A 21,266-nucleotide genomic window follows, 5' to 3' on the forward strand; every position below is an offset into this window, starting at 1 on the left:
AGTTGTCGAGGCCGATCCACTTGGGCGGCTGGAAGATGTTGTACTTCGTGAAGGAGAGGTACAGGGAGTAGATCATCGGCACAGCGGTCAGGCCGAAGAAGCCGATGAGCCAGGGGGTGAGGAACGCATACCCGGTCGCGGTCTCGCGGCGCAGACGTGCGCGCTGACCGGGCCGTGCCAGTTCCTTCTCGGGGCGTCGGCCGCTGCGCAGCGTTCGCCCTCGTCCGGACTTCTCGTCCGTGACGATCGTCCTCGTCGCCGTCGTGCTCATGACAGCTCCTTCCGAAGTGGGTGGGGTGCGGTGGGCCGGGCGGTCATCACCCGGCCCACCCACGGAATCACTGGTTGAGGACGACGTCCATCTCGGCGAAGAACTGCTCCACGGCGTCATCGACGGTCGTGGTGCCGAAGTTCAGTTCGGTGCCCAGCACGCGGAACTTCTCCTCGAGGGTGCCGTAGCCGACGATCGGCACGGGAGGTGCGTCGCCGAGGCGGTCGGCGATGGACTCCTCGTAGTCCTTGACCTGCTGGCTCAGCGGGTCGAGCTCCGCAGCTTCGAGAGCGGTCTCGGAGGCGGGGAGGCCGCGGTTGGTGCCGAAGATCTCGCCGGACTCGGGCGAGTTGACCAGGAAGTTGACGAGCGTCGCCGCAGCCTCGGGGTGCTCGGTCTTGGCCGAGATCGTGTGCAGCATCGACGGCTTCAGGTAGAGGTCCTTCGCGCCCTCCTCCGTCACGGGCGGGGCCACGAGGCCGAGCTCGGTGTAGCTCTCGCCGAGGTTGGCGAGGTAGCCCGCACCGAAGTTGTCCCACGTGAGCTCACTGGCGGTCTTCGCGGAGTCGAACGCACCGAGGGGGTTCAGCTCCTCGACGACCTGCTGGGGCACGCCCGCTCCGTCGCGGAGGTCCGCTCCGGACTCCCAGAACTCCTTGAGCCGCTCCTCGTCGAATCCGGGGGTGCCGTCCTCGTCGAAGAGGTTCTTGCCCTCGCTGCGCAGCTGCAGCTCGAGGTTCTGGATACGGCCCGAGAAGTCGGATCCGCCCCAGAACGCGCCGCCGCTCGCATCGGTGACCTCGGAGACCCAGTCGGAGTAGTCTGCCCAGTCGCCGCCGGCGAACTCCTCGACGCCTGCCGTCTCGAGCAGCGCCGGGTTCGTGAAGAGGCCCCACGCGTTGGTGGAGGTCGCGATGCCGTAGGTCGTGTCGTCGACCACGCCGATGCTGAGGATGTTCTCGGGGAGCGGGTCGGTCTCGATGACGGATCCGAGGTACGGCTCGAGGTCGAGCAGCAGCCCGTTCTCGGAATACTGACGCAGGTACGAGTAGTCGAACTGCATGACGTCGGGGAGTCCGCCTCCCGCAGCCTCAGTCTGACGCTTCTCCCAGAACTCGGGGAATCCGAGGAAGGTCGCGTTCACCGTGATGTTCGGGTATTCCTCGTTGAAGGCGTCGATGGCCTGGTTGTAGAGATCGGCGCGGACGTCGTTGCCCCAGAACGCCAGGTCGAGAGTGACCTTCTCATCGGGGTCGTAGGTGGCGCCGCCCTCAGGAGTTCCGCCGCCGGCACAGCCGGCGAGTACCAGCGCGGCGCTGCTGGCGACGGCCGCTGCGGCCGCGAGACGTTTCTTGCTGAACATCGTTGTCCTCTCTGATGAACGTCCTCGTCCGGCAGGGCCGCGGAACGTCAGTGTCCATGTGCTGCGGGTAGGTTCCCCCTGGCGCAGGGAAAACGCTTACCTGCACGCTAATGCAAATTGAAACGTTTCGCAACCGCTGAATCGCGCGGTTGTCGCATCGATCACCGCACCGACTGCGATCCTCTCACGACCAGTTCGCCCGCCTCGACGCCGAGGCCCACCCGGTAGATCGCCGACCGACGCGACTCACCGGTGAGCGGATGCGGCGGCGCGCCGACGGCCGGGCCGAAGAAGTAGTACCAGAGCTCGCCCGCGTGCTGCACGTGCGCCCCGTGGCTGCCGCACCCGCCTCCCGGAGTCGTGGCGAGGATCACCGCGTCCTCTCCACCCTGGCGGGTCCAGCGGGCGCCGTCGTCTGAGCGGTACACCCCCATCCCCCGCCACTCGTCGACGATCATCCACCAGAAGCCGCCCCGCTCGAACACTGTGGGCCCCTCGTGGGGCCGCCCTCCGATCGCGACGCCGTCGAGGCTCCACTCCTGCAGGTCGGGCGACGACGCGACCATCGTCACCGAGTCCGCGGCCTCGTCCTTGTACCAGAGTCTCCAGACCCCGTCCGAGGTGCGTGCGACGGCCGCGTCGATCACTCTGTCGCTGCTCAGCCGCAGCGGACCGCGCCGCGTCCACCGACGCAGATCAGGCGAGTCGTACTCGACGATGTCGCGCGCGAATCCGGGCCACCGGTCGGGGACTCCGTCGATCTCGGTGAGGTACATGCGCCAGAGCGAGCCGTCCCAGATGACCTCCGGGGCCCAGTGGGTGCGATCCACAGCGGCGGGAGGCGGGCCCTCCTCGAGCACCAGACCGGACGCCGTCGGCTCGAGGGTCCCGTCGTAGCGCCAGCTCTCGCCGTCGTCCGAGGTGGCCACGCCTATCCGGCTGCCGTGGACCCACGCGACCCCAGGACCGGGGTCGGCCGCACTCGCGCGCCGTTGCGTGTAGAACATCCACCACCGACCACCGCGGTCGATCACGACGCGGGGATCCGTCGCACCGTCGTAGACCGCATCCCGGTACAGCTCGATCATCGGCGCAGATCTGCGACAGGACTCTCGAAGCCGTCGCGATGCGTGGGATGCGCCGCGAGCGCCTCGGGCGTCACCTCGGCACCGCCCGCAGCCGCTGAGGCGTAGATCGCCGCCACGATCTCGAGAGAGCGGGCCGGAGCATCGGCGGTGGGCGGAAGCGGCTCGCCCGAGAGAAGGGAATCGAACACATCACGCAGCAGAGGCTCATGGTCGCTGCGCTCCTCGGCGTCCGGCAGCGCCCACTCCGGGGCCTCGGCCTCGAAGCCGGGGGCCGGCGTGATCCGCCAGTTCTCGTGACCATGCCCGTAGACGTGGTCGACCGTGATCGTCGCCTTCTGCGTGTCGATGCGGATCGAGCTCGTCTCTCGCGGCGACACCGCGCTCGTGACGACCTGGGCGACCACGCCCTGCTCGAACACGATCGTGGCGGTCGACACATCCTCCGTCTCGGTCTCGCGATCGAGGCGCCACAGCCGACCCTGCACCGACGACCAGTCGCCCAGCAGGTGCGCGAGCAGATCGATCTGGTGGATGCCGTGACCGAGGGTCGTCCCTCCCCCCTCGGTCGCCCACTTGCCGCGCCACGGCACCGCGAAGTAGTCGGCATCGCGGAACCACAGCGTCTGGCACACGGCGACGAGCGGGCGGCCGAGCGCCCCGCTCTGCAGCAGGCCGCGCACGTGTGCGGCCGCCGTGCCGGTGCGCTGCTGGAACACGACCGCGAGCTGCCTGCCTGCCGCTGCCGCAGCGGCGCGCATCTCGTCGAGTTCGCGCAGCGACGGGGCCGGCGGCTTCTCGACGACGACATGGGCACCTGCAGCGAACGCGGCGAGCGACTGCTCGCGGTGCGGCGCCGGCGGGGTGCAGATGAGCACGACGTCGGGGTGCTCGACCGCGAGCATCTCGTCGAGGCCGCTGTAGGCGGCACGGATGCCGTACCGGTCGGCGAACTCCTCGGCCTTCTCCCTGCTGAGGTCGGCCACGGCGGCGAGTTCGGCGCGCGGATACGCCGCCACCGCGCGTGCGTGCGCGGTGGCCACGGCGCCGGTGCCCACCAGGGCGACGCGAAGGGTCGTGTTCGATGTCATCGGTCCTCCTCAGGACGGTGAGTGGGGGTCATCTCAGTCCGTTCTGCACCAGGTGCAGCCGAGCGTATCGCCCGTCGGCGGCCAGCAGCTCGTCGTGCGAGCCCTGCTCGACGATGCGCCCGTGCTCGAGCACGACGATGCGATCGGCCTGCCGGATCGTCGACAGTCGATGCGCGACCACGAGCGTGGTCCGGCCCCGCATGAGCCGTTCCAGCGCCTCTTTCACGAGGCCCTCCGATTCGGGGTCGAGCGCGCTGGTCGCCTCGTCGAGCAACAGGATCCGCGGGTCGCGCACGAGCGCGCGGGCGATCGCCAACCTCTGGCGCTGGCCGCCCGACAACCGCGCTCCTCTCTCGCCGACGACCGTGTGCCACCCCTCGGGCTGCTCGCTCACGAACTCCCAGGCATTGGCGTCGCGCAGAGCCCGCTCGACGCGTTCGGGGGTGACGTCGGGCATGCCGTAGGCCACGTTGTCGAACACGGAGCCCTCGAACAGCACCGAGTCCTGCGGCACGACCGAGATCGACCGCCGCACGGTCCGAAGGTCGAGCTCCTGCATGTCGGCACCGTCGAGCAGGATGCGGCCACGGGAGGGCCGGACGAACCCGAGCACGAGATTCAGGAGCGTCGACTTGCCCGAGCCCGAGGAGCCCACGAAGGCGACGGTCTCGCCGGGGGCGATGCGCAGGTCGATACCGACCAGGGCGTCGTCGTCGGCCTCCGCATATCGATGCGTCGCGGAGTCGAGCACGATCTCTCCGCGGACGCGCGTCACGATGCGCTTGCCGGAGTTCTGCTCGATGTCGGGCTCCTGCAGCACCTCCGCGATCGAACGCACGGACTCGAGGCCACGAGCCCCGACGGGGATGAGCATGAGCAGCTGCGTGAGCCCTCCGGTCAGCAGTGTGAAGTAGCTCGAGAGCATCACGACCTCGCCGGGCGTGATGGGGAGGAATCCCGTGAGCGCGCACACCGCGGCCAGCATGAGGCACGCGACGCCGAGCAGCTGCATCGCCACCCACGAGATCGAGGCGACCCGCCCGTTCAGCAGATCGAGATCGAGCCCGGCGCGACGCACTCCGTCGGCGCCGCCCGCGACGCGGGTGATGGCCGTCTCTTCGAGTCCGTGGGCCCGGGTCACGGGGATCAGCGACGCCATCTCGCCGACGCGGGCCGACAGCGTCTCGATCTCGCGACGGAAGATCTCGTTGCGCCGCTGGGAGCGGTTGCGCATGCCGTAGCGGATGCCGATCGCGATGGGCACGGCCAGCGCGTAGACGGGGAGGAACTGCGGCACGGTGATGGCCGTCATGGCGAGGGCGCCGATCATGACCATGGTCGACGACAGGAGCGGGTGGGTGACCTGCTGCAGCATGAGCTCGACGTTCTCGACATCGCGCACGACCTTGGTCTGCACGATCGACGAGCTGACCCGCGTGTGGTATCCGATCGACAGGCTCTGGAGCCGCGCGGTCAGCGCGTTGCGCAGGTCGGCGCCGAGGTCGCGCACCACGGTCATGAAGTTGCGGGTGTAGATGATGTGGTTCGGGTAGTTCTGCAGCAGCAGCACCGCGGCGAGCGCGAACCACCACAGCACCTCGCTCACCTCGCCATCGGTCGCCACGACGTCGATGATCGCCGCCGTGATGACCGGCAGGGACCACATCGGGATCTCCTTGATCGCGAAAGCGGTGATCGCGAAGGTGAGTCTCCACGGACGGCGGGCCACCAGGCGCAGCACGGAACGGACCGGATGCTGCCCGTCGATGAGCGCGGCCGGATGGGAAAGCGCTTTCTGTGCCATGGTCCTATCGTAGAGTCACGAACTGTCGCCGGAAAGCACGGCGACCCGAATCGGCCGGGAGCACCCCCATGACCTTCCACTCAGCATTCGACTGGGCTCGTCGCCACGTGCAGAACGACGGCCTGCCCACCGCGGTGCTCGGCATGGCGACGGCGGACGGCATCGTCGATCTCGAGGGCTTCGGGGCGGCGACCGACGCCGTCTACCCGCTGTTCTCGATCACGAAGATGCTCACGGGGATCACTGCGGCACGAGCGATCGAACGCGGTCTCCTCACCCCGCACACACCCCTCACCGATGCGCTCCCCGAGTTCGGCGCCGATCGCGACGACACGGTGCGGCTGTGGCATCTCGCCTCGCACACCGCGGGCATCTCGGAGCCACCGCTCGACACCGCGGTGCCGCTTCGCCGGGAGCTCCTCACGCGAGGGAGGGACTTCGCGGCCGGCACTGCATCGCGGTACTCGACGATCGCGTTCGAGGGCATCGCCGCCATGATCGAACGGGCCACGGGCGCGACCTGGGATGAGGGGACCCTCGCCTGGGCGCACGGCATCGGCGCGGACGGCCTGACGCTCGACACCACGCGGTCGGTGGGCGTACCCGACGCAGCGGCCGGCGGGCTCGACCTCGAACGCTTCCACGCCACCCGAGCACCGGGCGCAGGCCTCCTGGGTCGAGCGGAGGATCTGCTGCACCTGGGCACCGAGCTGCTGCGCATCGACCGCGGAGACGGCACCGGCGGCGTTCTGTCACCGGCCGGGCTGTCGATGATGCGACGTCCGCTGACCGGAGACATCCCGCGACTCGACCCCTACCCCGCCGAACGCGGCCAGGACTGGGGGTTCACGATCAACCTGCGCACTCGCGCACCCGGGCTCATCGACCGGGACGCCTACGGTCACGGCGGATGGGCGGGCACGGAGTTCTGGGTGCACCCCACGGCCGGCGTGGCCTGGGTGCTGCTGACGAACGCCGCCGTGCGGCCCGGTGTCGACGCCGACGAGCTCGACAACGCGATCGTGACCGGGCTCTGACGCCGCCGAGGCCGCGTCGCTTGACAGACCGACTCGCCCTGCCTAATGTTGAGCGGGTCGAGTGAAACGATTCAACGCTCAATGAAGAGAGACAACCCATGACCCGAGTCTGCTTCCGGCTGCAGGTGCGCCCCGAGGATCTCGACGAGTACATCGAGCGCCACTCGCCCGTATGGCCCGAGATGCTCGCCGAGATCGCAGCATCCGGTCGACGCAACTACTCGCTCTTCCTCGCCGAGGGCGGCACTCTGATCGGCTACTACGAGGTCGACGACGATGCCGCGGCGCAGGCATATCTCGCCGCCTCACCCATCGCCGCGCGCTGGGAGGCCGAGATGAGTCGCTTCTTCGTCGGCCTCGACGGCCGCCCCGACCAAGCAGCCGCACCCCTCACCGAGGTGTTCCATCTCGAAGACCAGCTCGCCGATGCCGACGAGCCCGCAGCATCCGACACGCACGACCGCACCGACATCGAAGGCAGCACCTCATGAGCATCCTCTCGTCCGACAACCTCGCCGCTCTCGAGCAGCAGGGCATCGAGCTCCCCAGCTGGGCGTTCGGCAACTCCGGCACCCGCTTCAAGGTGTTCGGCACGCCCGGCACCCCCCGCGACCCGTGGGAGAAGATCGCGGACGCCGCGCAGGTGCACAAGTACACGGCTCTGGCGCCCAGCGTCGCGCTGCACATCCCGTGGGACCTCGTCGACTCGTTCTCCGACCTGCGCACGCACGCGGAAGACCTCGGAGTCACCCTGGGCACGATCAACTCCAACACGTTCCAGGACGACGACTACAAGTTCGGCGCCCTGACGCACGAAGACAAGGCGATCCGCCAGAAGGCGATCGATCACCACCTCGCCTGCATCGATGTGATGGATGCCACGGGCAGCCGCGACCTGAAGATCTGGCTCGCCGAGGGCTCGAACTACCCGGGCCAGGCCGACATGCGCGGCCGTCAGGACCGCCTGCAGGAGTCGCTGCAGACCATCTACGCGCGCCTCGGCGACGACCAGCGCCTCGTGCTGGAGTACAAGTTCTTCGAGCCGGCGTTCTATCACACCGACGTCCCCGACTGGGGTACGTCCTACGCCCAGGTCTCGTCCCTCGGAGACAAGGCCATGGTGTGCCTCGACACCGGCCACCACGCGCCGGGCACCAACATCGAGTTCATCGTCATGCAGCTGCTGCGCCTCGGCAAGCTCGGCTCCTTCGACTTCAATTCGCGCTTCTACGCCGACGACGACCTGATCGTCGGCGCGGCCGACCCGTTCCAGCTGTTCCGCATCCTGTTCGAGGTCGTCCGCGGCGGCGGCCTGAACAACCCCGACGTGGCGTTCATGCTCGATCAGTGCCACAACGTCGAGGACAAGATCCCCGGGCAGATCCGCTCGGTGCTCAACGTGCAGGAGATGACGGCCCGCGCGCTCCTCGTCGACCGCGACGCGCTGGCGGCAGCGCAGAGGTCGGGCGACGTGCTCGCTGCGAACGCCGTGTTCATGGACGCGTTCTACACCGACGTGCGGCCCGCTCTCGCCGAGTGGCGCGAATCGCGCGGACTGGCCGCCGACCCCATGAAGGCCTACGCCGAGTCGGGGTATCAGCAGAAGATCGCCGCCGAGCGCGTCGGGGGCGTGCAGGCCGGCTGGGGCGCCTGACCGCGCACCCCTGACTCGTCGGGGTGCGGGAGCCGATCCCCGCATCCCGACGTCCCATCGACAGAACGGATGACGCTGTGAGAGACCAGGTGCTCGACGGGCCGCATGGCCCACTGCGCGTGCGGGTGTACGAGCCGGAGAGCCCCGCGGGGCCCGGACTCGTGTGGGTGCACGGCGGCGGATTCGCCGCGGGCGAGATCGACATGCCCGAAGCCGACTGGGTCGCGCAGAGCTTCGCAGACCGAGGCATCGCCGTGGTGTCTGTCGACTATGCGCTCGCACCGTTTCCCCGAGTGTGGGCTGCGGCGTCCGGCGCGCCCGAGCGAGACGGCGTGCACTACCCCGTCGCCTCCGACGAGGTCGAAGCGGCGTTCCGCTGGGCGATCGACTCCGGGCTCGCACAGGGTCCGTGGGCCCTCGGTGGAGCCAGCGCCGGCGGAAACCTCGCGGCAGGTGCAGCTCTCCGGCTGAGTCATGGGCCCGGCCCCTTCCCCTCGCTCGCCGTGCTCGCCTATCCGACCCTGCACGCTGTGCAGGGCACGCCGGATGCCGCGCTGCGCGCCGCGCTCGACGCCGACCCCGAGGCCGACACCTTCGGCCCCGACTCTGTGCGCGTCATGTACGAGAACTATCTGGGAGGGCGCGCGGAGGGCGGGGACGTCTACGCCGTGCCCGGCACGGCATCCCCCGCCCAGCTCTCGCACTTCCCCGCCACGATCATGATCAACGACGAGGTCGACGAGCTGCGCGTCTCGGGTGAGGCCTTCGGCGCCGCACTGCGAGCCGCCGGTGTCGATCTCGACATCTCCACCGAGCCCGGCACCCGCCACGGCCATCTCAACCGTCCCGAACTCCCGGCCGCGACAGCATCGATCGATCGCTTCGCCGCCCGCATCCTCGCCACGTCTCCCGAGCACAAGGAACAGCCATGACCAACCCCACCGCCGCCGCCCTCCTCGAGCGGTCGAACCGCCTGGGCGCCGACCCCAGGAACACCAACTACGCGGGTGGCAACACCTCGGCGAAGGGCACCGAGATCGACCCGGTCACCGGGCAGCCGGTCGAGCTGCTCTGGGTCAAGGGCTCGGGAGGAGACCTCGGGACGCTGACCGAGCAGGGGCTGGCGGTGCTGCGACTCGACCGCACGCGCGCTCTCGTCGACGTGTATCCGGGAGTGGATCGAGAAGATGAGATGGTCGCCGCGTTCGACTACTGCCTGCACGGCAAGGGCGGGGCGGCCCCGTCGATCGACACCGCGATGCACGGCCTCGTCGATGCCGCGCACGTCGACCACCTGCACCCCGACTCGGGCATCGCGATCGCGACCGCCGCCGACGGAGAAGCGCTGACCCCGAAGATCTTCGGCGACAGAGTCGTCTGGGTGCCGTGGCGTCGGCCCGGCTTCCAGCTCGGACTCGACATCGCCGAGATCAAGGCGCAGAACCCTCAGGCGATCGGCTGCATCCTCGGCGGCCACGGCATCACGGCGTGGGGAGACACGTCGGAGGAGGCCGAGGCGAACTCGCTGTGGATCATCGACACGGCCGCCTCCTACATCGAGGCCCACGGCAAGACCGACCCGTTCGGCGGTGTCCGTGCCGGCTTCGAGTCGCTCCCCGAGGCCGAGCGCCGCGAGCGCGCCGCCGCCCTCGCCGGGACCGTCCGCGGCATCGCGTCGACCGACAAGCCGATGGTCGGCCACTTCACCGACTCTGACATCGTGCTCGACTTCCTCGCCTCCGAGCGCGCTCCGGAGCTTGCAGCTCTGGGCACCAGCTGCCCCGACCACTTCCTGCGCACCAAGGTCAAGCCGCTGATCCTCGACCTGCCCGTCACGGCCACGGTCGACGAGCAGATCGCGCGCCTGCACGAGCTGCACACGGCGTACCGCGCCGATTACCAGGCGTACTACGACGCGCACGCGACGAGCGAGTCGCCCGCGATCCGCGGCGCCGACCCTCTCATCGTGCTCGTACCCGGCGTGGGCATGTTCTCGTACGGCGCGAACAAGCAGACCGCCCGCGTCGCCGGCGAGTTCTACGTCAACGCGATCAACGTGATGCGTGGCGCCGAGGCGCTGTCGACGTACTCCCCCATCTCCGACGCCGAGAAGTTCCGCATCGAGTACTGGGCGCTCGAAGAGGCCAAGCTGCAGCGCATGCCGAAGCCGAAGTCCCACCAGGGGCGCATCGCCTTCGTGACCGGTGCGGCATCCGGCATCGGCAAGGCCATCGCCACCCGTCTCGCGGCTGAGGGAGCGTGTGTCGTGATCGCCGACCTCGACCTCGAGAAGGCGCAGGCCGCAGCGGCCGAGCTCGGGAACACCGATGTCGCGATCGGCGTCGCGGCGAACGTCGCCGACGCGGAGGCGATCCAGGCCGCGCTGAACGACGCCGTGCTCGCGTTCGGCGGTGTCGACCTCGTCGTCAACAACGCCGGGCTCTCGCTGTCGAAGCCGCTGCTCGAGACCACCGAGAAGGACTGGGACCTGCAGCACGACGTCATGGCCAAGGGATCGTTCCTCGTGTCGAAGGCTGCGGCCCGCGTCTTGATCGACCAGAAGCTCGGCGGAGACATCGTCTACATCTCGTCGAAGAACTCGGTCTTCGCCGGGCCGAACAACATCGCCTACTCCGCGACCAAGGCCGATCAGGCGCACCAGGTGCGGCTGCTCGCGGTCGAGCTCGGCGAACACGGCATCCGCGTCAACGGCATCAACCCCGACGGCGTCGTGCGCGGCTCGGGGATCTTCGCGTCGGGCTGGGGCGCCAACCGCGCCGCGACGTATGGCGTGGCCGAAGAGGACCTCGGCCAGTTCTACGCCAACCGCACGATCCTCAAGCGCGAGGTCGTGCCCGAGAACGTGGCGGATGCCGTGTACGTGCTCACCGGACCCGAGCTCAGTCGCACCACGGGCCTGCACATCCCGGTGGACTCCGGCGTCGCCGCGGCCTTCCTGCGATGAGCGTCAGGGCCCTCACCGCGTTTCGTCTCGCTCGGCTGCGCCGGGCTCGCTCAACGACCGGGGCCCACCGGTCGTCGAGCAAGCGCAGCGAGACGACACGCCGCGCCCGCCCCCCCCGGTCGTTGAGCGAGCGCAGCGACACGAAACGCACTGGCCTCCCCCACCGGTCGTTGAGCGAGCGCAGCGAGACGAAACGCGCTGACCTCCCCACGACGGACCACACCACCCGGAGCGCCTCATGACCGTCCGGGCGGTCGCCGCCGTCGACCTCGGAGCGACCAGCGGTCGCGTCATGATCGGACGCATCGGTGACGGCCGGCTCGGCCTGGAGCTCGTCTCGCGGTTTCCGAACGGGCCCGTCGAGCGCGAAGACGGTCTGCACTGGGACTTCGACGCGCTGTACGAGCACGTCGTCTCCGGGCTCGCCGAAGCCGTGCGTCGGGAGCCGCGCATCGAGAGCATCGGCATCGACTCGTGGGCCGTCGACTACGGCCTGGTGAAAGACGGGGTGCTGCTCGCCGAGCCGTTCCACTATCGTGACGGTCGCACGACGCGCGGGGTCGACGAGGTGCACGCGGTCGCGCCCTTCGCCGAGCTGTACGGCCGCAACGGCCTGCAGTTCCTGCCGTTCAACACGCTCTACCAGTACCGCGTCGATACCCGCATCGCCGATGCCGACACCGCGCTGCTGATCCCCGACCTCATCGCGTTCCTGCTCACCGGTCAGGCGGTGGCCGAGCGCACGAACGCCTCGACGACGGGCCTGCTCGGCGTCGAGTCCGGTAGGTGGGATGTCGAGCTCGCCGACCGCCTCGGCATCCCGTCGAGCGTCCTGCCGGCGCTCGTCGACCCCGGCGCGATGATCGGCATGGTGCGCCCCGAGCTGGCCGAACGAATCGGCAAGGAGCTGCCCGTGATCGCCGTCGGCTCGCACGACACGGCATCCGCGGTGGTCGCGGCACCTCTGTCGACCCCGCACTCGGCCTACATCTCGTGCGGCACGTGGGGTCTGGTCGGCATCGAGCTGACGGAGCCGGTTCTGACCGATGCCGCACGCGCGGCGAACTTCACCCACGAGCGGGGCGTCGACGGGCGGTATCGCTTCCTGCACAACGTCACGGGGCTCTGGCTGCTGAGCGAGACCGTGCGGGCGTGGGAGGTCGAAGACGGATCGACGATCGATCTGCCGGATCTTCTCGCGGCGGACTCCGCGGTGACTGGAGACGTGCCGCTCTTCGACGCGAATGATCCCTCGCTCAGCGCCCCCGGGAACATGCCTGCACGCATTGCGGAGCTGCTCGGCCCCGAGGCCCCTTCGACACGCCCCGCGTTCACCCGCTCGATCGTGGAGTCGATCGCGAAGGCGTTCGCGGATGCGGTGCAGACGGCGTCCGAGCTGTCAGGCCGCGAGCTCGACCGCATCCATCTCGTGGGTGGCGGCTCGCTGAATCGTCTGCTCTGCCAGGCGACCGCCGATCGCACCGGTCTTCCCGTGCTGGCAGGTCCCGTCGAGGCGACCGCTCTCGGCAACGTTCTGGTTCAGGCTCGAGCCCTCGGCGCGGCGCCCGAGACGCTCGAGGGGTTGCGAGCCCTCGTCGCCGCGACCCACGAACCCGAGCGGTTCGACCCGCGCTGACCCTCCGTCCGGTTCGCCCTGCGCCCCCGTCCGCACACCTGACTGCTCAGATCACGGATGCATGCCGAGAACACCCTTTCTGAGCATGCATCCGTGGCCTGAGCATGCATCCGGGCCGGAGGACGGGGGCGCGGACGGGGACGGATGCGGATGCGGACGCGGCTGCGGACGCGGACGCGGACGCGGACGCGGATGCGGCGAACCCCGGCCACACCCGAACACGGAAGCGCTCAGGAAGGGGGCGTCGGAGTCGAAGCCCCGACATCCGCATGCCCGAATCACAGCTGCAGGCCCAGAACACCTTTTCTCGGCATGCATCCGTGATCTGAGCATGCAGGTGAGTACGCACGTGGGCATGCAGATGAGTACGCACGTGGGCATGCAGGTGAGTACGCACGCGGGCATCCAGATGAGCATGCACGTGAGATCGGCGCAGGCGGCACCGGGGCCTGGGCGACGGCTCAATATCCGCGCGTGATCGGCCGCCGCAGCCGTCCGTACTCGACCGACGGCCAGCGATCGTCGACCGTGAGGACCTCCCAGCCCTCCGAGGTGCGAAGCATCGTGTCCTCCACCTTGGCTCCGGGAGCAGACGGGTTCCAGGCGAACACCTGGTTCTCGACGAGCAGATCGCCCGTCGAGGCGGTGGCCCGCGGGTCCCGCCCGGCGTATCCGGTCGGGCCGCCCTGGTGGTGCCGCCGCCATTCGTCGCCCGCGAATCCGAACCGTCCGTAGGCGGAGCATCCGGCCGCGAAGGCCTCGTCGAGTCGCGCACCGGGCACCGACGCGCTCAGGAAGGCGTGCTCCACGGCGAGGATCGGTTCCTCGTCGATGCCGGCGCCGATCCATCGCGTGGCGTTGGCGATGAGCCCGTCTCTGCGTCCGCACACCACGATCATGGCCCGCTCGCCGAGCAGAGCGGCCGTGGGCAGAGGATGCCGATACGAGACCCTCCCCTGACCTGTCACCAGGACGACGAGCGGGTCGATGCCCCGTGAGACGAGTCCCGCGGCGGTCGACGATGCCGCCTCCCACTCGCTCCGCTCCGGCCCCATGCCGACGGCCAGCGAATCCGTCAGCGAACGCGCGAGATCGCGTCCGAGCGAGCGATAGCGCGAGATCTCGGCGGGCAGCATCCGCGCTCGTGCCGCGCGGAGCTCCCCGGCCACAGCCGCCTCGGCGACGGCGGATGCCGAACCCGGATCCTCCGCGGCCGCGACGGCAGGCGGGATCCACCAGGGAACGCGCACGATGCGATCTGCGTCCTCCGAGAGGAGCTCCTCCGCGATCAGTCGGTCCGCCTCGTTGTCCGCGATGAACAGCGTGTCCCCGACGGCGTCGGCCCGCACTGCGAGAACCGGTGGACCCGCCAGTGACACGTGCGTGCGCACTCCGTCGAGGTACCACGACACGGATTCGTGAGATGTCATCAGGATCGGCGCCCCCGCGGCGCGACGCACTCGGTCGACTCTCTCGCGCTTCTCGATACGATCCTTAGACGACCCGACCATGAGAACTCCTAGCAAACGTTTTCTCACCTATGATCACATCCGCCGCGGATCGCGGTAGAGGGGACCCGGATGGCACGCTCCAGCCGAGCAGGCATCACCGACGTCGCGAGGCTCGCCGGGGTCTCTCTCTCGACCGTCTCGCGCGCCATGAACGGCAACCCGACGGTGGACCCCGCCCTGGTCGAACGCGTCCGTGCCGCTGCTGCCGAGCTCGGCTATTCGGCGAACCCCCTCGCCCGCAGCCTCGTGCTCGGTCGGACGCAGACCGTCTCGGTCATGATCCCCGACCTCGCCAACCCCACGTTCCAGGCGATCCTCCACGGCCTGAGCCGCGCCGCCGCGACCGACGGGTTCCATGTGCTCATCTCCGACACCGCCGAACAGGTCGCCGACGAGGTCGCGCTCGCTACCACGACCCGACGCCGCACCGACGGAGTGATCCTGTGCGCCCCGCGCCTGCCGCAGAGCGAGCTGTCGGCGCTTCTGCCCTCGGTCGCTCCCGCCGTCGTGATCAACCGTCTCCCCCAGGTCGACGTCCCCACGGTCGCCGCCGACTACGGCGCCGCGATGCGCGAGCTGATCGCACATCTGCGTGACCTCGGCCACCGTCGGATCGTGTTCCTCTCCGGAGTCGTCGGCAGCGCGTCCGGCGAGGCTCGCGCGCGCGCGATCGCGGACGCCGCGGCGGAGGGCGACATCGAGTTCATCGAGATCGCTGCGGGCGTCCGCTTCGACAGCGGCGCGGCCGCGGCAGAGGCGGTCATCGCGAGCGGTGCGACCGCCGTGCTGGCGTTCAACGACCTCGTCGCCATGGGCCTCCTGTCGGCGGTGACCACCCGGGGCGTGCGCGTTCCCGAGGATCTCTCCATCGCCGGCTTCGACGACATCCCTTTCGCCGCCTACACCACACCCCCTCTCACGACAGCGGCGGTGCCGGCCGCCGACCTCGGTCGACGCGCCTGGGACGCGATGCACGCTCTTCTCACCGGCGGTGAACCCGTGATGGCTGCGACGGTGACGCCCGCCCTCGTCGTCCGGGCGAGCACGGGCCCCGTCGCGAGCTGAGCGTCGTACGCGCGGCCCGAGCACACGTCGCGGACACGGCTTCCGGTCGGCCCCGTGTGATGCTACGGTGAGAAAACGTTTCCTGAGAGTCGGAGAGTTCGATGTCCCGTCTGCGTTATGCCCTCGCCGGTGCCGGAGTCCGCGCCCAGATGTATGTCGATGCGATCACCGGCGCACATCGGGATCGTGCCGAACTGGTCGCGATCGTCGAGCCCAATCCGGTGCGCGCGGCATTTCACGCCGCACGCGTGGCCGACGCGGGCGCACCCGCACTCCGACTCGCCGCCCCCGACGAGCTCGAGCAGGTCATCCGCGATGAGCGGGTCGACCGGGTGATCATCTGCTCCCGGGACGACCTGCACGCCGAGCTCATCGTGCGTTCTCTCGAGGCGGGCGCCGATGTCGTCGTCGAGAAGCCCCTGACGATCGATGCGGCGAGCGCCGCGCGCATCGAAGAGGCGGTCGAGCGCACCGGCCGCCAGGTCGTGCTGACATTCAACTACCGCTACTCCCCGCGCAACAGCGCGCTGCGCCGAATCGTCCAGGACGGCACGATCGGGCAGGTCACCTCGGTCGACTTCCAGTGGATGCTCGACACGAATCACGGCGCCGACTATTTCCGCCGCTGGCACCGCGACAAGAAGAACTCGGGCGGCCTGCTGGTGCACAAGTCGAGCCATCACTTCGATCTCGTCAACTGGTGGATCCGCTCGCAGCCCACGCGCGTCTTCGCCTCGGGGGGACTGCGCTTCTACGGCGCCGAGAACGCGGCGAGCCGTGGCCTGGGCGAGAGGCCCGCGCGCGGCACCCACGACGGGGGCGATCTGTTCGAACTGGACCTGCGCACCGATGAGCGCCTGACCGCGCTGTACCTCGAGGCCGAGCAGCACGACGGCTATCTGCGCGATCTCGACGTGTTCAGCGAGGGCATCACGATCGAGGACAACCTCGCGCTCGTGGTCGACTACGCCTCGGGCGCCACGCTGTCGTACTCGCTGAATGCGCACTCCCCCTGGGAGGGATACCGCGTCGCGATCAACGGCACACTCGGCCGCGTCGAACTCGAGGTCGTCGAGCGCGGTGCCGTGCTGGCCGGCGAAGGACTGCACCCGCACATCGACCCGAGCCTGTCGGGGGGCGACGGCATCACCACGCTGCGCCCCGAAGGCGAGCGCATCCTCGTGCAGCGCCACTGGGAGGAGGCCTACGAGGTGCCGATCACCAGCGGCGACGGAGGCCACGGCGGCGGCGACGCCCTGCTCCTGTCCGACGTCTTCGAGGGACCGGGCGACGATCCGCTCGCACGCCCTGCGGACTGGACCGACGGCATCCGCTCGATCGCGGTGGGCATCGCCGGCAACCGCTCACTCGAGTCGGGGATGCCGGTGAAGGTCGAGGACCTCGGCATCGCGCTCCTGGAATCGAGCCGATGAGGATCGCCGTCACCGGCGGGTCCGGTCGCCTCGGCCGGTCCTTGGTGACGGGTCTGGCCGAGGCGGGCCACGAGCTCGTCTCGATCGACCGCGCGCCCGATGAGCATCTCGCGCACCCTGCGATCACGCAGCTCTCGCTCGACCTCACGGATGCGGATGCCACGGCCTCGGCGCTCGGGGGCACGCACGCGGATGCGCTCATCCACCTCGCCGCGATCGCCGTGCCGTTCTCCGCTCCGGAAGACGTCATCCTGCGCACGAATGCGGCGCTCGCGCAGTCGGTGCTCGGCGGCGCGGTGCACGCCGGCATCCCTCGGATCGTCGCGGCGTCGAGCCCGACCGTGATCGGCTATGGCGCTCCTCGCGGCTGGATCCCGGATCGGCTCCCGCTCGATGAGGACTCGCCCACGCAGCCGTGGAACGCCTATGCCCTGTCGAAGCTCCTGATCGAGCAGACCGTCGCGATGCTGCGGCGCCAGACCGGCGATGATGTGCGCTTCGCCTCGTTCCGCCCCTGCTACGTCATCGCTCCCGAAGAATGGGCGGGTGCTCCCACTCAGCAGGGCCACACCGTGCGGGAGCGCCTCGACGATCCGGCGCTGTCGGCCCCGGCGCTCTTCAACTACGTCGACGCCCGCGACGTGGCGAGCTTCGTCGGCACTCTGCTGGCCGCACTCGACGACATCCCCAACGGCGAGGTCTTCTTCGTCGGCGCCGACGACGCGCTCGCCCGTCGCCCGTTGAGCGAGCTGCTCCCGCAGTTCCATCCCGGCACCGTGCACGCCGCCGCGGCGCTGATCGGTCGCGCGCCGGCGTTCTCCTCCGCCAAGGCCGCTCGACTGCTCGGATGGCGTCCCACTCGCACCTGGCGCGAGGAACTCGTGACCGCGCAGGCCCCGGCATCCGCCTCCTGAAAGGCTCGACATGGACTTCGATGGAATCCTCTTCTTCCCGGTGACCCCGTTCACCTCCGACGGCACGATCGATCACGACATGCTCGCCGCCCACGTCGCCACGGGCGTCGAGGCCGGTGCGGGCGGCGTGTTCCCCGCGTGCGGCACGGGCGAGTTCCACGCGCTCTCCGCGAGCGAGGCGGCGGCGGTCGTCCGCACCGCCGTGACCGCGGTGGCAGGTCGGGTACCCGTGATCGCCGGTGCCGGCGGGCCGCTCGGACACGCGATCGAGGTCGCACGGGCAGCGGCGGATGCCGGCGCCGACGGTCTGCTCGTGCTGCCGCCCTACCTCGTCGGCGGTCCGCAGCAGGGTCTCGCTGCCTACGTCGAACAGATCGCCGAGGCGGCCGATCTTCCGGTGATCATCTATCACCGGGGCAGCGCCCAGTACTCGGTCGACACCGTGCGTCGACTCGTCGCGAACCCCCGCGTCGTCGGTGTCAAGGACGGCACGGGCGACATCGGCACGACGCAGCTGATCGTCCGCGCCGTCGCCGCGGAGGGACGCTCCGACGTCGCGTTCTTCAACGGCCTGCTCACGGCCGAGCTCACGCAGGCCGCGTACCGCGGCATCGGCGTGCCGCTCTACTCGTCGGCGGCGTTCGCGATGGCGCCCGACATCGCCAACGCCTACTACCGCGCCTACGCCGACGGCGATGAGGAACGACGTCTCTCCCTGCTCGACGGCTTCTATCGACCTCTCGTCGAGCTGCGCGATGAGACGCCCGGTTTCGGCGTCTCGCTGATCAAGACGGGGCTCCGTCTCTCGGGACTCGCGGTCGGATCGGTGCGCGCACCTCTCGTCGATCCGACGCCCGAGCAGGAGGCGCGTCTGGCCGAGATCCTCGCGGCGGGCCGCGCACTGCTGTGACGACCATCCGGAGCCTGACGACGCGTCTGCAGCGCGTGCCGCTGACGCGCCCGTGGGCGGCAGATGTGGCCTCGGTGGGCATCGTCTCCACTCACGTCGTGCGTTCCGACGGCGCGGAAGGATGGGGTTTCTCCTGGAGCCCGCAGATCGGCGCGCCCGCCGTGCAGGCCCTCCTCGCACACGACATCGGGCCGGCCTGCATCGGCCGCTCCGCAGCACCCGGCGAGGCCTGGCAGGGCCTCTGGGAGCACCTGCACGAAGCGGGCGGCGGCGGGATCACGACGATCGCGCTGGCGGGACTCGACCTCGCACTGTGGGATGCCGAAGCGCGCTCGGCCGGAGTCTCGGTCTCGCAGATGGTGGGGCGGCAACGCGAGCGCGTGCGCGCGTACGGCTCGGGCGTCAACCTGCACTACCCGCTCGACGAGCTGCTCGCGCAGGTGCAGCGCTGGATCGACGCGGGCTACGACGCCGTCAAGATCAAGGTCGGCAAGCCCGATCTCGCAGAGGACATCGACCGCGTCGGCGCCGTGCGGGAACTGCTCGGACCCGACAGAAAACTGATGATCGACGCGAACCAGCGCTGGGACCTCGACCGCGCGACGACGTCGGTCGACGCCCTCTCGCACCACGGTCTCGCCTGGATCGAGGAGCCGCTGCGCGCCGACGATCTCCTCGGTCACGCCGAACTCGCCCGGCGGATCGACGTGCCGATCGCGCTCGGGGAGAACCTGCACACCGTGCATCGATTCGCCGACTTCCTGCGGGCCGGCGCCGCGCACATCGTGCAGCCCAACATCGTGCGCGTCGGCGGCATCACCCCGTTCCTGCGCATCGCCGAGCTCGCCGCCTCGCACGGTGCCGCGCTGCATCCGCACCTGCTGCCCGAGCTGTCGGGGCAGCTCGCACTCGCACTGCCCGACTCGGCGCATGAGGTGCTGGTCGAGGACGTCGAGGATGCCGGGTTCGGCGCACTCGGCGCTCTCGCGGACCCGTCTCCCGTATCGATCCGCGACGGCAGCCTGACCGAGAACGACCATCTCGGTCTCGGCCTCCGCTTCTCCCCCGTGCTCACCGGCGCGACGGCGCGTTCGCGCCCGTGACCTGACCCGAACGACCATCGCTCGATCTCGACCTGCAATGGATGATCGACCGCACCGTCGACATGCCGACGATCGTCGAGGCGGTACTCGACGTGCTCTACCCTCCGCAGAGCGCCTGACTCCGGGTCAGCCGTCGACCTGACCGTTCGAGCAGGTCTGCTGCGCGGCCGAGTTGCCCTTGATCGAGTCCGGCAGAGCGACGACGCCCGGAGTGGTCGCGGCAGGGTCCGGCACCCCTTCCGTGGGAGTCCCCTCGGTCGGAGTCTCGGCGGGAGCACCCGTCTCGGGGTCCTGCAGGATCACGCCGTCGTTCGCGGTGTTCTGGTGCGTGACCTGCAGCTGCGCGTTCGCATTGATCGCGTCCCACATGGCCTCGGCGGACTCCTTGTCGGGCACCACTCGGTTGGGGTTGTCCGGGTCCGTGAAGGTCGGGTACTGCAGGAACACGATGTCCTCGAAGGGAACCGACTTCACCGCGAGGGCGATCTGCACGATCTTCATCGGATCCGCGAGTGAGGTGCTGGCCTCGACGTTGTCGAGACCGGTCGTGGCGAGCCGCAGCATCATCGGCACGTTGCCGAGGGTCTCGCCGCTGATGAGCTTGCGCGCCAGGCTCGACATGTACTGCTGCTGGTTGCCGATGCGGCCGAGGTCGCTGCCGTCGCCGACACCGTGGCGGGTGCGCAGGAACTGCAGAGCCGTGAGGCCCTCGATCACGTGGTTGCCCGCGGGCAGGTCGAGACTGGTGTGGCGGTCCTTGATCGGCGAGGCGAGGCACACCTCGACGCCGCCGATGGCGTTGGTGATCTCGATCACTCCGCCGAAGGTCACGGATGCCGCGAACTGCACGTCCTGATCCGTGAGATCGGAGATGGTCTTCGCGACGCAGTTGAGGCCGCCGTCGGTGTAGGCGACGTTGAGCTGCTGCTTGCTCATGGCCGAGTGCACGTTGCCCTCGGCGTCCTCGCATTCGGGGATGGGGATCATCATGTCGCGAGGAAAGCTCACGACCGTGATGCGGCGCGGCTCCTCGGAGACGTGCATGAGCAGGTTCACGTCGTTCAGCGTGGCCTCGGACTCCCCGTCGCTGCACCGGTCGCCGAAGTACTGCGCATAGGCCTCTTCGCAGGCGTCCACACCGGTGAGCAGCAGGTTGAATCCGCCCTCGTACGCGCTGATGTCCGGCGGCACGTCCTCCTGTCCGTCGAGGTCCACGGCGTTGGCCGACACGGTGCTCGACAGGTCGTACACGATGTACGCGGCGACGCCGAACCCACTCACGAGCACGACCGCGAGGCCGATCGCGATGAACTTCAGAAGCTGGCTGACGGCACCGGGGGTCTTCTGCTGCCCGTGGCGGGCGACGGTGCGGCGGCGGGTGGTCTGACTCACGCGGGGCCTTTCGGTTCGGCGTTGCGGTGTGG

General features: G+C 69.5%; 17 protein-coding genes and 1 pseudogene. 11 read left to right on the top strand and 7 right to left on the bottom strand.

Features of this window, described 5'->3' with window-relative positions; translation table 11 throughout:
* From RWO82_RS07050 to RWO82_RS07070, 5 genes and pseudogenes are all read right to left on the bottom strand, one after another.
* A pseudogene (locus RWO82_RS07050) lies at nt 1-271 on the bottom strand (ABC transporter permease); the annotation flags it as partial.
* Nucleotides 272-338: 67 nt separating this feature from the next.
* The gene (locus RWO82_RS07055) at nt 339-1,634 is read right to left on the bottom strand and encodes an extracellular solute-binding protein (protein WP_314425110.1); all 1,296 of its coding nucleotides are present in this window, start codon (nt 1,632-1,634) and stop codon (nt 339-341) included.
* Nucleotides 1,635-1,795: 161 nt separating this feature from the next.
* The gene (locus tag RWO82_RS07060; RefSeq protein WP_314425112.1) at nt 1,796-2,722 is read right to left on the bottom strand and encodes a hypothetical protein; all 927 of its coding nucleotides are present in this window, start codon (nt 2,720-2,722) and stop codon (nt 1,796-1,798) included.
* A complete protein-coding gene (locus tag RWO82_RS07065) occupies nt 2,719-3,810 on the bottom strand; it encodes a Gfo/Idh/MocA family oxidoreductase (protein WP_314425114.1) in 1,092 nt (363 codons plus the stop codon). Before RWO82_RS07065 ends, RWO82_RS07060 begins: the two co-directional genes overlap by 4 nt.
* A gap of 28 nt (nt 3,811-3,838) precedes the next feature.
* The gene (locus tag RWO82_RS07070; protein WP_314425116.1) at nt 3,839-5,614 is read right to left on the bottom strand and encodes an ABC transporter ATP-binding protein; all 1,776 of its coding nucleotides are present in this window, start codon (nt 5,612-5,614) and stop codon (nt 3,839-3,841) included.
* Between the two features lie 68 nt (nt 5,615-5,682).
* Between RWO82_RS07070 and RWO82_RS07075 the strand changes: the two genes are divergently transcribed.
* The 6 genes from RWO82_RS07075 (at nt 5,683) to RWO82_RS07100 (ending at nt 12,906) form a co-directional block, all read left to right on the top strand.
* Nucleotides 5,683-6,651, top strand: a complete 969-nt coding sequence (locus RWO82_RS07075) for a serine hydrolase domain-containing protein (protein WP_314425118.1) — start codon at nt 5,683-5,685, stop codon at nt 6,649-6,651.
* 98 nt (nt 6,652-6,749) lie between these two features.
* Entirely contained in the window at nt 6,750-7,142 is a 393-nt protein-coding gene (locus RWO82_RS07080) for an L-rhamnose mutarotase (RefSeq protein WP_314425120.1), read from the top strand.
* Nucleotides 7,139-8,305, top strand: coding sequence for an L-rhamnose isomerase (gene rhaI, locus RWO82_RS07085; protein WP_314425122.1), 1,167 nt, complete (start codon nt 7,139-7,141; stop codon nt 8,303-8,305). The genes RWO82_RS07080 and rhaI overlap by 4 nt, the downstream gene beginning before the upstream one ends.
* A gap of 77 nt (nt 8,306-8,382) precedes the next feature.
* On the top strand, nt 8,383-9,237 hold the full coding sequence (locus RWO82_RS07090; protein ID WP_314425124.1) for an alpha/beta hydrolase: 855 nt from the start codon (nt 8,383-8,385) through the stop codon (nt 9,235-9,237).
* Nucleotides 9,234-11,270: a bifunctional aldolase/short-chain dehydrogenase gene (locus RWO82_RS07095; protein WP_314425126.1), complete on the top strand. Its 2,037-nt coding sequence runs from the start codon at nt 9,234-9,236 to the stop codon at nt 11,268-11,270. The genes RWO82_RS07090 and RWO82_RS07095 overlap by 4 nt, the downstream gene beginning before the upstream one ends.
* Nucleotides 11,271-11,508: 238 nt before the next feature.
* Nucleotides 11,509-12,906, top strand: a complete 1,398-nt coding sequence (locus RWO82_RS07100) for a rhamnulokinase family protein (RefSeq protein ID WP_314425127.1) — start codon at nt 11,509-11,511, stop codon at nt 12,904-12,906.
* 461 nt (nt 12,907-13,367) lie between these two features.
* On the opposite strand, the gene RWO82_RS07105 is transcribed toward RWO82_RS07100, so the two are convergent.
* Nucleotides 13,368-14,336 (bottom strand): peptidase M24, encoded by a 969-nt coding sequence (locus tag RWO82_RS07105; protein ID WP_314425129.1) that lies wholly within the window; start codon nt 14,334-14,336, stop codon nt 13,368-13,370.
* A gap of 150 nt (nt 14,337-14,486) precedes the next feature.
* Between RWO82_RS07105 and RWO82_RS07110 the strand changes: the two genes are divergently transcribed.
* The 5 genes from RWO82_RS07110 (at nt 14,487) to RWO82_RS07130 (ending at nt 19,842) form a co-directional block, all read left to right on the top strand.
* Nucleotides 14,487-15,482, top strand: coding sequence for a LacI family DNA-binding transcriptional regulator (locus RWO82_RS07110; RefSeq protein WP_314425130.1), 996 nt, complete (start codon nt 14,487-14,489; stop codon nt 15,480-15,482).
* Nucleotides 15,483-15,583: 101 nt separating this feature from the next.
* On the top strand, nt 15,584-16,915 hold the full coding sequence (locus RWO82_RS07115) for a Gfo/Idh/MocA family oxidoreductase (protein ID WP_314425132.1): 1,332 nt from the start codon (nt 15,584-15,586) through the stop codon (nt 16,913-16,915).
* Nucleotides 16,912-17,829: an NAD(P)-dependent oxidoreductase gene (locus tag RWO82_RS07120; protein WP_314425134.1), complete on the top strand. Its 918-nt coding sequence runs from the start codon at nt 16,912-16,914 to the stop codon at nt 17,827-17,829. The genes RWO82_RS07115 and RWO82_RS07120 overlap by 4 nt, the downstream gene beginning before the upstream one ends.
* 10 nt (nt 17,830-17,839) lie before the next feature.
* A complete protein-coding gene (locus RWO82_RS07125) occupies nt 17,840-18,739 on the top strand; it encodes a 5-dehydro-4-deoxyglucarate dehydratase (protein WP_314425136.1) in 900 nt (299 codons plus the stop codon).
* Complete coding sequence (locus RWO82_RS07130; RefSeq protein ID WP_314425138.1) at nt 18,736-19,842, top strand: mandelate racemase/muconate lactonizing enzyme family protein; 1,107 nt, start codon at nt 18,736-18,738, stop codon at nt 19,840-19,842. Before RWO82_RS07125 ends, RWO82_RS07130 begins: the two co-directional genes overlap by 4 nt.
* 126 nt (nt 19,843-19,968) lie before the next feature.
* Here the strand turns inward: RWO82_RS07130 and RWO82_RS07135 are convergent, their stop codons facing one another.
* Nucleotides 19,969-21,234 carry an LCP family protein gene (locus tag RWO82_RS07135; protein ID WP_314425140.1) on the bottom strand — a complete coding sequence of 422 codons (1,266 nt, stop codon included), beginning with the start codon at nt 21,232-21,234 and terminating at the stop codon, nt 19,969-19,971.
* Between the last annotated feature and the right edge of the window lie 32 nt (nt 21,235-21,266).

Source organism: uncultured Microbacterium sp., from assembly GCF_963521645.1.
Taxonomy (GTDB): Bacteria; Actinomycetota; Actinomycetes; order Actinomycetales; family Microbacteriaceae; genus Microbacterium.